The sequence below is a fragment of the Dyadobacter fanqingshengii genome, from assembly GCF_023822005.2.
GTDB lineage: Bacteria > Bacteroidota > Bacteroidia > Cytophagales > Spirosomataceae > Dyadobacter > Dyadobacter fanqingshengii.
Genome location: NZ_CP098806.1, coordinates 888,525 through 902,972, shown reverse-complemented (window position 1 = coordinate 902,972; position 14,448 = coordinate 888,525). Strand labels below are relative to the sequence as shown.

Annotated in this window: 10 protein-coding genes; 5 read left to right on the top strand and 5 right to left on the bottom strand. The window is 47.3% G+C overall.

The features are described 5' to 3' along the window. Window positions 1-103: 103 nt before the first annotated feature. Entirely contained in the window at window positions 104-1,081 is a 978-nt protein-coding gene (locus NFI81_RS03645) for a GntR family transcriptional regulator (protein WP_234614135.1), read from the top strand. Here the strand turns inward: NFI81_RS03645 and NFI81_RS03640 are convergent. Both NFI81_RS03640 and NFI81_RS03635 read right to left on the bottom strand, forming a co-directional pair. Continuing rightward, window positions 1,059-1,634: a DUF1572 domain-containing protein gene (locus NFI81_RS03640; protein ID WP_234614136.1), complete on the bottom strand. Its 576-nt coding sequence runs from the start codon at window positions 1,632-1,634 to the stop codon at window positions 1,059-1,061. The two genes, NFI81_RS03645 and NFI81_RS03640, sit on opposite strands and share 23 nt — an antisense overlap. 15 nt (window positions 1,635-1,649) lie before the next feature. Further along, window positions 1,650-2,606 (bottom strand): ketopantoate reductase family protein, encoded by a 957-nt coding sequence (locus NFI81_RS03635; RefSeq protein WP_234614139.1) that lies wholly within the window; start codon window positions 2,604-2,606, stop codon window positions 1,650-1,652. 415 nt (window positions 2,607-3,021) lie between these two features. Here NFI81_RS03635 and NFI81_RS03630 point away from each other — a divergent pair, with 415 nt between their 5' ends. From NFI81_RS03630 to NFI81_RS03615, 4 genes are read left to right on the top strand one after another with little or no spacing between them, the layout of a single operon-like run. Next, a complete protein-coding gene (locus NFI81_RS03630; RefSeq protein ID WP_234614141.1) occupies window positions 3,022-6,117 on the top strand; it encodes a SusC/RagA family TonB-linked outer membrane protein in 3,096 nt (1,031 codons plus the stop codon). A 21-nt stretch (window positions 6,118-6,138) separates the two neighbouring features. Further along, window positions 6,139-7,659, top strand: a complete 1,521-nt coding sequence (locus NFI81_RS03625) for a RagB/SusD family nutrient uptake outer membrane protein (protein WP_234614143.1) — start codon at window positions 6,139-6,141, stop codon at window positions 7,657-7,659. Window positions 7,660-7,712: 53 nt separating this feature from the next. Further along, on the top strand, window positions 7,713-10,043 hold the full coding sequence (locus NFI81_RS03620; protein WP_234614145.1) for an alpha/beta fold hydrolase: 2,331 nt from the start codon (window positions 7,713-7,715) through the stop codon (window positions 10,041-10,043). Window positions 10,044-10,061: 18 nt separating this feature from the next. After that, a complete protein-coding gene (locus NFI81_RS03615; protein WP_234614147.1) occupies window positions 10,062-10,256 on the top strand; it encodes an ABC transporter permease in 195 nt (64 codons plus the stop codon). A gap of 20 nt (window positions 10,257-10,276) precedes the next feature. Here NFI81_RS03615 and NFI81_RS03610 read toward each other — a convergent pair whose 3' ends face one another. From NFI81_RS03610 to NFI81_RS03600, 3 genes are read right to left on the bottom strand one after another with little or no spacing between them, the layout of a single operon-like run. After that, window positions 10,277-10,954 carry a potassium channel family protein gene (locus NFI81_RS03610; protein ID WP_234614148.1) on the bottom strand — a complete coding sequence of 226 codons (678 nt, stop codon included), beginning with the start codon at window positions 10,952-10,954 and terminating at the stop codon, window positions 10,277-10,279. 11 nt (window positions 10,955-10,965) lie between these two features. Further along, a complete protein-coding gene (locus tag NFI81_RS03605) occupies window positions 10,966-12,681 on the bottom strand; it encodes a TrkH family potassium uptake protein (protein WP_234614150.1) in 1,716 nt (571 codons plus the stop codon). Window positions 12,682-12,740: 59 nt separating this feature from the next. Beyond that, window positions 12,741-14,303 (bottom strand): sulfatase family protein, encoded by a 1,563-nt coding sequence (locus NFI81_RS03600; protein WP_374759483.1) that lies wholly within the window; start codon window positions 14,301-14,303, stop codon window positions 12,741-12,743. Window positions 14,304-14,448: the final 145 nt, after the last annotated feature.

Below are 14,448 nucleotides of genomic sequence, written 5' to 3'. Positions count from 1 at the left end.
ATAGAAAATGTTTTAAACTGGTACGAACTGGTACGATTAAATTGCTTTGCAAATAGGACCAAGTCGTTAAAAAAATTTACTTTTGCCACGAATCTGATAGCGCATGACTGAAAACAAATCCAAATACAAGCTGATTGTCAGCCACGTTACCGACCGGATCCAAGCGAATGAATATCGTAATGGCGACCGAATTCCGTCTATTAATGAGTTTCGAAGCGCCTATAATCTTTCACGGGACACCGTTTTTGCAGGTTTGCGTGAGTTGGTTTCAAAAGGCATTATTGCTCCAAATCATGGTGTCGGGTATTTTGTAAAAAGTACTAAAATCGAGACCGGTCATAACATATTCCTGCTCTTCAACGAGCTTAATGGTTTTAAGGAAGTCCTGTTCAAATCTTTCATGGAATCCATCGGAAGCGCTGCGACAGTTGATTTGTATTTTCACAATTACAACAGAAAGGTTTTCGAGACGCTGGTTCGTGAGGCCAACAATAAATACACTGATTACATCATCATGTCCGGAAAATTCCAGGGCATAGGCGACTTGCTCGGATCAATTTCAGGACGTGTTTTCCTGCTCGACCATTTTCACCCCGAACTAAAAGGGAAATATTCCGCTGTTTACCAGGATTTTGAGAAAAACACATACGAAGCGCTTGATTCAGGACTGGACCTTGTCCGCAAATACAAGCGCATTCTGATGGTTCAAAAAGAAGAAAAAGAACCCGAGGAGAGATACGACGGCCTTAAAGCTTTTTGTAACAATCACGGATTTGCACACGAATACATTTCGGAAACCGGCGGCCGCGAGATTAAAAAAGGCGATTTGTTTATTGTTGTAAAGGATGAGGACCTCGCAGATCTGATCAAACAGACATTGGTTCAACCATTAAAACCTGGTAAAGATTTTGGCATTATTTCCTATAATGATACGCCACTCAAAGAAGTGCTGGCCGGCGGGATAACGACCCTTTCCACCGATTTCAGGTTGATGGGAAAAACCATGGCGAAGCTCATTGATACCAAAGCGATCCTGACCATTGAAAATCCGTGGCAGCTCAATATCCGGGGTTCGCTTTGATCAGGTCATCTGTAAAATGCCGTCTTGACTTTTCCTGATTGAATTTTTGCGTATTATAGTCCCCCGATTTATTTCTGGGAATTGACAGACTTTCCCATTTTTCATTTGCAGCCATTTTCGCAATGTAAACGATTTGGCCAATGTGGTAAGGATAGTGGGCAAGCTGTCTGTTGATCGCCTCCATTACTGTGTGGCCGTCATTCCGGATGTAAACCAAGGTTTCCAGCTGCTCGTCACGAAGGTCTCGTAATGTCGTTAGCAAGCGGTCCCAGCCTTTGTTCCAATGAGCCATCATTTCTTCACGGCTCTTGAAACTGTCCTCAAATTCCGCATCGCGGTTTCGCCATGGTTTTTCTCCATCGGTTGTCAAAAAATCGGTGAAACGTGAAAGCATATTGCCCCCGATGTGATTGACGATCAAGGCAATACTGTTACTTTCCTCATTGTACTGCCAGAAAAGCGCCGCATCGGGCAACTGTGCGATCGCCTTTTCGCCGAGCATTTTGTAATACTCAAACTGCTTGATCGCGCTGGCTAAATAGCTTGTATTCATTATTTCAATGTTTTGTTACGGTTTGATTGTTTCAAGATTGCGATTTAAATTGATCTCCGCTTTAAGCTTTACCAGCTCGCCCAGCAGCTTTGTTTCCTTTACTGTCTGAACCAAGCCCAGCTCCCCGGCCATTTTCACGATCTCGAAATTAAGCGTGTCGATTTCCGTTCTGCGACCTGCGCGGATATCCTGCAAGGTAGAGATGAGCTGGCCGTCCGAAGCACGGCTGATCTGCAACAAACTTCCCTCTATATCATTTGAACTGAGCAAAATACCCTTTGCATTTGCGACACCATTGCACTCGGCAATCACCCGCCGCGCAATATCGAGCGCCGCTTCATTTCTGTAAAAGATGCCATTATCCACACTGAGTAGCGGGCACACCGAGTTGAAAACACAATTGACGATCGCCTTTTTCCAGATGGTATGCTGGATGTCCGCTTCGTTTTTGAATACGAATTGCGAGGTGGTCAACTGCGTAACCAGGCGCTGCAAACAATCCACGTCACCACGCTCGATGCCCACAGGACATGTCGCCACAGGTTTGAAACGGACGAGGGTTTCGTCCATGATCTGGCTCGTTACAAACAAGACGCAGCGGTATATTTCCGGAAAATCTTGCGCAAAGAAAGGTCTCTCCACGCCCAGCCCATTCTGCATTAATACAATCGGCGAGCTGCCGGTTTTATTTTTCAACGCAACCGCCAAGGCTTCATTTCCGAAAGATTTGTTGGCAAGAACGATGATACCATGAAGCGTGGGAAATGCATTTAAGGTCGAAATCGTGATGTCTGCCTCGTGCATAGTTCCGTCTGGCATTTGCACGCGGATATGCTCGATTTTCTGGTCGCCGTCGTTCACGCTCCCCCTGATGAGCGTGGCTTTACGTCCCGAAAGTTTCAAAAAAACAGCCAGCGCCTTCCCGATGGCGCCAGACCCTATGATGTAAATATGGTCTGAATGTAAATGCATAATGTTCCCAAACTGACAAGGGCAAATTTGCGCAAAAGAACATTACGATAGCAGATACAGTTTTTCTATTTTTACCCGTAACAGTTTTTTTAGCACTGAGCGCTTGCTGACATCCGTATGCTTACCTGATTATTTACATTGAAATCATTGGGCTGCATTGCCGTACAGAACGCTATTGGCAAATTTTAATTCTCCCGTTTATTAAGTTAGACAAATAAAATATGCACTTTTTGAAATAGTACAATGATATGTGCAAATTTTTTCTAATTTTACGGGTACGTACCCGATAATCTGTTTAGCCATGCTTGCCCAAAACAAACATATCCGCCAAATACCCTGATTTTATTACGGGTACGTAACCGTTATTTCCCATTTGCTTGATTAACGAAAAATTACCACCTAACCCAATACCCATATGAATCCAAAACACCTTTACCAAAGCCTCAATGTGATGCTGTTGAACGTCCTGGGCGTGCTCTCCATTCCGGATGCAATGGCACAGGATACCAGAAACGTCACGATCACAGTAGTAGACAGCCTTGCCAAAACGGGTATTCCCGGCGTCAATGTTGCTGTGAAAGGAACAACACGCGGTGGCGCGACTGATATTGACGGAAAATTCAGTATTGGCATCACGAGCACCGAAACACTCGTTGTTTCTTACATTGGTTATGAAAAACAGGAGGTTACCCCGGGCTCAAAAACCGTGATCGAGTTGCTGATGCGACCAAGCATGAATGTGCTCGACGAGCTCGTCGTGATAGGCTATGGAACGCAAAAAAGAAGCGAGCTTACAGGTTCGGTCACGTCTGTGAAAGCGGATGAGCTTCAAAAAGTGGCAACCGGCAGCTTTACCAGCGCATTGCAGGGGAAAATCCCCGGGGTTTCTATTAATCAAACCAGCGGCGCGCCGGGAGGTTCCTCATCAGTCAGGATAAGGGGCGTGGGCACCACAGGAGGAAATCAGCCCCTGTATGTCGTGGACGGCTTCCCATTGGGCGGAGGCGGTATGGACATTGCGGGAAGCTCGGACCGTATTGATGGACTCTCCATTGTCAATCCTAATGACATTGAATCCATTGAAGTTTTAAAGGATGCCGCCGCCGCCTCCATTTATGGTGCACGCGCGGCAAACGGGGTTATTCTAATCACTACCAAACGTGGAAAAGATGGTGCAACCCGGATTAATCTGGATGCATATACGGGTGTGCAGCAATTATGGAAACAACCTGAATTCCTGAATGCCACCGAATTTGCAACGCTTGCCAATGAATTATATACCAACTCCGGCATGACACCCAATCCCGAATGGGCGAACCCGTCGTCATTCGGACAAGGTACGAACTGGATCAACCAGGTTTTCAGAAATGCTCCCGTTCAGAATTATGACCTGCGAATCTCCGGCGGAAGCAAAAAAATCACCGGCGCCCTGTCATTAGGATACCGTGACCAGCAAGGCACGCTCATTGAGACCTGGCACAAAAGGTTTACCGCGCGCATTACCGGCGATTTGAAAGTAAGTGATAAATTACGGTTTGGCAGTTCCCTTGCTTTTACGTTTTCGCGTGCAAAAGGACAGCAAAATCAGGATATGCGGATCGGGATTTTTAACCTCGCGCAGCAATTTTACCCAACACTTGGTAAGGAGGACGTAGTAAATGGTTCATCAGCTTATTACACAACGCAGGGAGACAATCCGTATCTCCGTGCAAAATCAATGGATAACCAGCTGCGAAATCTGCGCATGTTCGGTAACATTTTCGGCGAATTTGAAATCCTGCCCGGCTTGAAATGGAAAACCAATGTTGGAATTGACACCGATAACAACCGGTCTACAACGTGGGAGCCAAAAGCGGAAAGGGGACATTACAGAAATCTGCAAGCCATTCTGGGAGAAACATATTCTCAGGGACTAAACTGGTTGCTCGAAAACACCCTCTCCTACTCGGTAGCGCTCGCCAATCACAGAGTTTCAGCCGTTGTTGGACAAACTGCCCAAAAGAACAATGTGAACTGGATTGGCGTTACTGCTCGGGATTTTCAGAACGAACAATTGCAGGTCGTCAACGGCAGCAAGGACACCGAACGCAGGGCCAGTGGAACCGGATCGCAGTATACGCTTGCCTCTTACCTTGCCCGGGTTAATTACTCGTTTAAAGACAAGTATATGCTTTCGGCAAGCGTCCGTCGCGACGGTTCCTCGAATTTCGGGCCCAACCACAAATGGGGAAATTTTCCTTCTGTTTCCGCGGGATGGAACATTGCAGAAGAGTCTTTCATGAAAAGTATAACACCGGTAAACTCACTGAAACTCCGCGCCAGCTGGGGACAGCTGGGGAACGATGCAATTGGTTCATTCGGCTATCTGAGCGGCATTCGTCTGGGCACAGTGAACGACAACTATGTATTTGGAAGCGGGCAGGCACTCGAAATCGGAGCATCAATGTCCCGTCCGGGTAATCCTAATCTGAGATGGGAAACAAGCGAACAGACCAATTTTGGAATTGACGCCACGTTTCTCAACGAACGCCTTTACCTGACTGCTGATTATTATATCAAAACAACAAAAGATATGCTCGTCAGCCTGCCGGTATCTTTTGAAGCGGGCTTCCAGACTGCACCTTCCGTAAATGGTGGAAAGGTGAGGAACAGTGGCATTGAATTACTGCTGGGCTACCGGGGTGAAATAGGTGACTTTACTTACGATGTAAGCGGGAATATGGCTACCCTGAAAAACGAAGTCCTCAGCCTTGGCGTGGGCCAACCCATTGCCGGCCCTACGCTCGGCTTTACAAGTATCAGCTCATCCTATACCAAAGTAGGAGAATCAATCGGCTATTTCCGCGGATATGCAGTGGATGGGATCTACCAGACCAATGATGAAGTGAACAAAACTTTGCAGCCTAATGCCGTAGCAGGTGATTTCAGATACAAAGACATGAATGGCGATAACCAGCTGTCTGATGCCGACCGTGTGAAACTGGGAAGTCCATGGCCGACCCTGACATACGGCATGAACTTCGACTTTGGTTACAAAGGGTTTGACCTGAATGTAATGTTTCAGGGTGTTGCCGGCAATCAGATATTCCACTCCAACAAATTTGCAACTTATCCTTTGAAATATTTCGGCGGATCAGGGGTTGTGAATGGTTCCAGAGAAGTGCTCAACCGGTGGACGCCGGGAAGCGGCAACAATGAGATCCCTCGCCTAGCCTACGTGGACGCCAATGGTAACTATGCTAACAGCTCTTCTTTTTATGTAGAAGACGGTGACTACATGCGGATCAGGAACATCGCTCTTGGTTACAGGATCCCACAAACGCTGATCAGCAAAACGAAGCTTTTCCAGAGTGCCCGTTTTTATGTAAGTGCACAAAACCTGTTCACGTTCACGAAATATTCTGGTTTTGATCCTGAAATAGGAAGTACAAACCCGCTGCAGTCTGGTGTTGACAATGGTGTTTATCCACAGCCGAGAACGTTTATGGCCGGTGTTAATTTTGGTTTTTAAAATCCTTCAAAAGCAAATAAGATGAAAAAATTCATAAAATACATAAGCATTTTCGTTGCCACGCTCACAATGGTTTCGTGTGGTGACAGCTTTCTTACGCTGAAACCGCTGGATATACTCACGGATGCAAACTTCTTTCTAACCGAATCGGACGCCCAGGCTTCCCTTACCGGAATATATGCGATCCTTCAAAGAGAAGAGACATTTAGTAATGTGCGTGATGCTGCGGATATTGAATGGGCTATGGCTGGGGACATGTACGAAATGGACGGTAGCGCCAACCGTATTGAACTGCACTCATTAAGCCTTCCATCCAATAACACCATTCTGCGGGATGTATATCAGGGCGCATATCAGGGAATAGGCAGAGCGAACATTGTCATTGGCAGAGTGAGCAAAATGGAAAATCTGGACCCGGCGGTTAAAGCAAACATCATTGCACAAGCCAAATTCCTGAGAAGTCTTTTTTACTATCGCCTGGTAAGTTACTGGGGAGGCGTCCCGCTGATCACCGAAGAACTGAACGCATCTTCAAACCTCGAAATCCCGAGATCTTCTGCCGCGGAAGTATGGGCCCTGATCGAAGCGGACTTGAAAGAGGCGGCAGCTGTGTTGCCCGCAACCTGGGCTGATGCAAACATAGGACGGGCTACCAAGACAGCCGCTTTGGGATATCTTGTAAAAGCTGCCCTCTGGCAACAAAAATGGGCAGATGCAGTCAAATACAGTGAAGATATATTGGCAACCAACGCGCATGACCTGCTTCCAAAGTTTCGGGATGTGTTCCGCGAAACAAATGAGAACAATAAGGAAATATTATTCTCGACGCAGTTCCGTACTTCTGTGGACGCGGAAGGTAACAATCTGGTCAAAAGAACCGCTCCGCGGGGAGCACCATCCGCTTATACGGGCAGCGCCGCATGGAGCAATTTTGTGCCTCAAAAACATTGGGTAAATGCTTTTGAAAAGGACGCCTCAGGCAAAATAAAAGACAGCCGCTACTGGGATGTGATCATTGGCCCTGGCGAAGCGCATCAGGATATTGCTGCCTTCGTAATGCCTGCTAATGTGCCCGCTGGTTGGTCCAGGACCGGATACATTGTTACCAAATACTGGGAAGCTCCCGCGCTTACCAACAGCGGTGTGAATACGCCGGTTATCCGTTTTGCCGAGGTGCTGCTCAACTACGCCGAAGCATTGAATGAAACAGGTCAGTCGCAGGAAGCTATGAAATTGGTTAACCGGATTAGAAGCCGTGCAGGTCTGACCCCAAAATCGATCGCTCTAAGTAAAGAAGCCGTTCTGGATGCTATATTCTATGAAAGACGAATGGAATTTATCTGGGAACCGGTTGGTGCATTCTCTGACCTGAACCGCCGGGGACGTTTCATTTCCTTTGTAAAGGCAAACCGCCCAAATGTTGCTGAGCTCGAAATTGATAAAAAACCATGGTTAGCCACCGTGCCCATCCTGTTCCCGATTCCGCGTGAAGCCTGGGACAAGAATAAGGCTTTGGAACAAAACCCGCATTATACCTTTTAATATTTCGCCGAACACAAATAATAAGGACATCCTAAACCCTTATCATCATCCTAATGAAATGTCAAGTTGTGTTTCTCCTGATTATTTCTGCCCTTACTGCTCATGGACAAACCGTGGAGGAAAGGCGAAAGCAATATCTTAAAGAATCGCTTCTTATTAACCAGTCGTCGGACCACCGTCACCCGATTAGTCGTCGGGTGACGGACCTGGACAGCACATGGCTCGAGTGGCAAAAAAGAACGGGCGAGTTACCCCCGGATTTCGAACAACTACGCTCCTACCCCTTTTTACCCGAACCACTGATCACTGAAAAAGATGGAAAGAAGCAGCACATTAAAACCCGGGGTGAGTGGGATCAAAGACGAGATTGGATAAAAGAACAATTTCAATACTGGGTATCCGGAATGCGGCCTCCTGCACCCAGCGATTTTAAAGTCAGAATTCTTAGTGAGCGTACAGAAGGTTCCACAAAAATTCAAATGATAGAACTATCGTTCGGGCCCGGCTACAAAGCCAAAATGAGCTTTGAACTGATGATACCTGGTGGAAAAGGGCCATTCCCCGTTTACATGACGCAATGGACCCATCGGAACTGGGCACAACTCGCACTCAGGAGAGGCTATGTAGCCTGTGTATATGCCGGAGCCGACAGTAAAGATGACACACAGGCTTACCAATCACTTTACCCCGAATATGATTTCACGGCATTGATGCGCCGGGCTTGGGGAGCATCCCGTGTGATAGATTACCTGGTAACGCGCAAAGAAATCAATCCAAAACAAATTGCGATTACCGGACATTCCCGCAACGGGAAGCAGGCGTTATGGGCCAGTGCATTTGACGACCGCATTGCCGCAGTAGTTGCCAGCAGTTGCGGCACGGGAGGCATCACGCCATGGCGTATGAGCGATCCTCAATATGTGAATCAGACCCTCGACGATATCGCCTCCAACGCAGCGCACTGGTTTCATCCGAGACTGCGTTTTTTCTTTGGCCGGGAGGATAAATTACCCATCGATCAAAATTTGCTGATCGCGCTGATGGCCCCGAGGCATATCCTTTTTCAATATTCGACCGTTGAGCAGCAACTCAATCCGTGGGCCAACGAGCAGTCGTATCACTCTGCCAAAAAAGTCTTTGCCTTTATGGGTGTTGCAAACAACATAGCGCTTGCTCCCCGGATGGGTGAACACGCAGTGGCGGCAAGAGATGTGGAGCAATGCATCGATTTTCTTGATGCAAGTTTTAAAAGAAATAACATTCCCTGGAATACGACCTTAAACTTTGACTATGATTTTGAGAAATGGGCGGCTACCCGCGCCGCAGAGAAAACGGAAGCTTTGTCCGGAAAACCCCTTCATTTTAAAATTTATGAGGATCAGAGAAAACGCAAAGAGCAGGAAGAGAGAATAGCGGAAAGCATCGATTGGCTTTTAGGTAAAGAGCCGTCCGGCGCAAAACCGTCCATAGTGGCTCCCACAGATCCGTCCCGCGTGGATTGGATGGACAAAATTACCGGCCGACCAATCGTTAAAAACACAAAATCTGAGCACATTGGCCCATATACCGCGCTTAGCGACCATGTAGCAGCCACAATCTATTATCCGACCGACGCAGCAGGGAATAAAAAAACGCGCGCGAATGGAAAAATACCGGTTATCATTTACCTGCATGAATTCGCCTATGCGCACGGATATGCACATGGTTATTCCGCAGAGCGACAAGGAAACAGCCGGCTTTTTCAATCCCTGACAGACAACGGTTTCGCTGTGATGGCCATCGATTTATTTGGATTTGGAACACGCATGAAAGAAGCGCAGCATTTCTATTCGCGTTACCCGGAATGGTCGAAAATGGGAAAAATGGTGAGTGATACGCGGGCATGCATTGATGCCCTGGAAACTTTTGAAAATATAGATAAAAACAAGATATTCCTTTTGGGAAATACGCTGGGAGGACAAGTAGCCTTGTTTACAGCAGCGAAGGACAGAAGAGTGGCCGGGCTGGTCACGGTTGCAGCATTTTCTCCGCTGCGTGTCTCAAACAGCAGATATGAAAGCATCAGGACCCTTTCGCATGCGCACGGGTTGATTCCAAAACTAGGATGGTACGCTGAAAATCCCGCTCATTCCGTAGTGGATTACCCCGAAATCATTTCCCGTATTGCACCGCGTCCGTTGCTTGTGATTGCGCCGGTTCTGGATAGGTATACCAACATTCCGGCAGTGAGAGAAAACCTTGCAACCGCAAAAGATGCATATAAAATGTACGGAAAACCAGAAAACCTGCAAACCGAGTATCCAATCGATATCAACCGGATATCCGAGTCATTTTACGACCGGATTAATATGTTTTTCAAAAATGTATGTGAAGCGTCGGATTAAGCAAAAGTCCTGGTTGCAATGCTACTTGCCTCCCCGCTCGCATGGTGGGCTTTGAGCAACTGGCTCGGAACATTCGCATACAGCACCGGGCTCAGCTGGTGGATTTTTGCGGTGTCCGGCGTAGCAGCCACATCCATAGCCATGCTCACGGTTAGTTTTCAAGCGATCAAGGCTGCATGGCTGAACCCCGTTACCAGTTTGCGAGCTGAATAAAATTATATGGCTGGCCGCGCTTAATGCATGAGCGTTTCAATATCTTTTAATTCCCCAAACAGGACCAGCACTTCATTTTCATGCATTACGGTGTTAGGTGTCGCGATGCCGGAGGCCCTTTTAAAGATTTTGGCCAGCCCATTTTCTGACTCTTTGGAAAGGGTAAGCACCGTGAGTACAATCACATTATAGCGATTGGTTAGATCCGCCTCTGCAAGTGTCATGCCTATATATCGTTCCGGGACACGGGTTTCGATAATGCTGTATTTTTCGGAAACTTTGAAGGAATCCACGATGCCGGAATTATCCAGGCGCATGGCCAGTCTTTCGGCCGATTCCTCTTCGGGAAGAATGTATTCTTCAATCTGCATCGCCTCCAAAACCGTTTTCTGCAGATCCGAAACGACCCGGCCGATGATCTTTTTAACGCCGAGCTGTTTGAGCAGCGCTGTTGCCAGCAGCGACGCGCCTTCGTCCTCCCCGATGGCAACGATCACCGAGTCCGCATCTTTCAGCGGGAGTGAGCTCACTGCACTTTTATCCGTACAATCCATGCACACCGTATGCGTGATGCGATCTTTCAGCTGCTCCACTTTCTGCATATTACTGTCTACCCCGATCGTTTCGTGGCCAAGTTCCGTCAGGCGAATAGCCAGTGATTTTCCAAAGCTTCCGAGTCCAAATATGATATACTTCATAAGATTCCGTTTTAAAAGTTCATTTGCTCTGCCGGCAGCCGGTAATCTGTTGGTTTTGACTTTCTGATAAATGCCACCAGCAATGTGAGCGAGCCTACCCGGCCGACAAACATAGTTAAAATGATCACCAACCGCCCTGCATTACTCAATTGCGGGGTTACACCAAGGCTCAGCCCGGTTGTACTGTAAGCTGAAAAGGTTTCAAATGCCAGGGACAGCAGGTTTTTATCGGGATCCGTAACCGTTAGCATAAATATGGCTGCGCCGAGGAAAATAAGCGACAGGGAAATGATGCCCAGCGCCCTCGAGACGGAATCATCGGATACTTTTCTCCCAAAAATCTCTATACTATCCTTCCCCTTCGCCAGCATAGCAATATTGAGGGTGGCAAGCGCGAATGTAGTCACCTTAATGCCTCCTCCGGTTGAGCCCGGAGCCGCCCCGATCCACATCAGCAGAAAGATCAGCATTACAGTAGGAAAAGCCAGTCCGCTGATCATCACGGTATTAAAACCTGCCGAGCGCGGGCTGGTGCCGATAAATAAGGCAGTGACCATCTTGCCGTAAAGGCTTTCATGCGCACGGAGCGTGTGTTTGTATTCCAAAATAAAAACCAGGATGAACCCAAAGAGGATCAGAAAAAAGCTGGTGTAGGCTATTATTTTGGAATTAAAGGCGATTATGCGTGCCCTGTGCAGAAAATGGCGGCCATATCTGGCCTTATGATAAATGTTAAAAACCCAGCGCCGGATGAATTCATATGAATTAAAAATGATCCCGAAACCAAGCCCGCCCATTACATAAAGCCCGATAATGGATAGATGCAGCTCATAATTAAAACGGACCATTTCGTTGTTCAGCCCATCAGGCAACGTGGAAAAGCCTGCATTACAGAAGGCTGTTATGGCATGAAAAATGGTGAAATAAAGCTGCTCGGCCCGGTCATCGAATTGTGCGGGGTCGAGGCTCAGATAAATGAAAAAGCCACCCAGTATTTCAAAAAAGAAGGTAACAAGGATAATTTTATATAAAGTAGAAATCACCGAGCTTACCTTGTTCTCGCCAATGAGCTCGGTAAACATCAGCTGGTTTTTGTACGAAAATCCACCTGAGAAAAAGTAGCCAAAAAAGCCCGTGAATGTCATGATTCCCAACCCGCCGATCTGAACCAGCACCAGCAGGATCGTCTGGCCGAAGCGGGTAAATTCGCCCGCAATATCAACCACTGACAAACCGGTAATGCAAACTGCACTCGTTGCCAGAAAAAGCGCATCTACAAAACTAAGTTGCTGATGATGGGTCGTTTTAGGAAGCAGTAACAGTGCCGTGCCGACCAGTATCAACGCCAAAAAGCTCAGAACGAAAAGCAGTGTCGGATTGAAATAGAACTTGTCGAAAAACAGCGTCTGCTTTGAAATTTCAATGATCAAAATGGCAAAAATGCCCAGGTACATCCACTCCGGCTTGACAAGTTCGGTGCCATCGGTCGCAGAAAAATGATAGCTGTCGGCAATGATAACGGCAAGAAAATAGAAAAGCAGCAACGCCTCGCCTACCCTTGAAATGACAGAGGATTTGCTCTTAAATGCTGTGAATGTCTTCGCAGCCAATGCCAGGGCAAAAAAGAAAAAACACCATTCGAGTATACGGTTCGTCATATGCTCGATGTCTGGGTCGGTATTATAGCCCAAGTGAAAAACAACCACCATGGAGCAAATGATGCTCATGGCGATCAGTATGTAATCAAGCAGCTTTCGAAAGTGTCTTATTTTTTCATCCACTGCTGCTATTCGAGTTTAAGATTTTCAACCTTTATTTTTGAATTACCTTCTTGCAACTGGCCGTAAGCGGTGATTAATTGCTTCAACTTTTCGGGCTGCGACTTTGCCAGATTATTTTGCTGACCAATATCTTTCTTCACATTGTACAACTGATATTCTTTTGCATTTCCCAATTCGATATTAACCTGTTTGTTCACCGCCGGACCGTCGTAAGGCGGTATCATCACAAAATCACCCTGCCGCAACGCTGTGCGTGAACTGGCTTCAATAATAAGCTCGTTCCTTCCTTTTTTGCTTTTACCCAAAAACACATCCAGGTAATTCTGACTATCCAAACCTTTCACTTCCTCCCCTGCCAAATGCGCCAGCGAGCTCAGCAAATCGAGCTGACAAACAACTGCATCGGAAACTGCTGGCTTGATCGTGCCTTTCCAGTAAGTCATAAACGGCACCCGCACGCCCGCTTCGAATAAACTGTATTTCCCGCCGCGTAATGGGCCTGCGGGCTTGTGATTTCCCAGTTTTTCAACTGCTTCGTCGTGGTAACCGTCATTGACCACCGGGCCGTTATCGCTGGTGAAGATGATCAGTGTATTTTCCAGCACTCCTTCTTTTTCGAGCGTTTTCAGCAACTCGCCCAGGCACCAGTCGGCTTCGGCAATTGCGTCGCCTCTGGGCCCCAGGCCGGTTACGCCTTTGAAGCGTGGATTAGGCGTGCGCGGCACGTGCGGCTGCTGCATGGCGTAGTACAGGAAAAATGGCTTCGATTTATGCTCGGTAATAAATTGCTGTGCCTTGGTCAGGAAAAGATCAGCCATTTCTTCATCGTTCCATTTGGCTTTTGCACCGCCCTTCATGTAACCAATGCGGGAAATTCCATTCGTAATGCTCTGATCGTGACCATGATGCCACTTCATTTTTAATAAATCGGGGTTATCCTTCCCTGTCGGCTCGCCCGGAAAATTTTCTTTGTAACTCACCTGTATCGGATCATTAGCATCAAGGCCGACTACGCGGGTGTTTTCAATGTAAACGGTTGGTACGCGATCCTGGGTTGCAGCTAAAATGTAGGAGTAATCAAAACCGAGCTGGTTGGGGCCGGGTTTAATTTCCTGGTTCCAATCTGTGTTGCCATTGCCTAGACCAAGGTGCCATTTCCCTACGATACCCGTCGCATAACCCGCTTTTTTAAGGATTTTGGGAATGGTCATCTGGGCTGTATCGATCAGCAGCGGGGCATCACCGGGCAAGATCTTCGCGTCCTTGTTACGCCAGGGATAAACGCCGGTTACCAGTGCAAACCGGCTCGGCGTGCAGGTCGACGAAGTGGCATAACCATTTGTAAAACGAATGCCGCCATTCGCGATCCGATCCATATTCGGCGTCTGCAAAGCCGTGGCTCCGTACGCACCCACGTCGCCGTAACCCAGGTCATCGAGGTTGATCAGCACGATATTGGGCTTCGATGCCTTATTTTCTTTTGCCGCAAATTGCCAGCCCGTCGTCGCAATGAGCGTGGCGAGCACGACACCAAGTATTGTAAACTGCTTTGTTTTATTTATCATCATAAAAGGCATATTTCCGTAAGAGGTGTTGTCACCTGACATATATCCGACGGTTTTGCGAATAATGTAAAGGTAAAAAAACACATGCTACTGGCATGTGTCTATTATATTTTTTCCGGAAGAAAAGTATCAGGACATTCTCTCTATC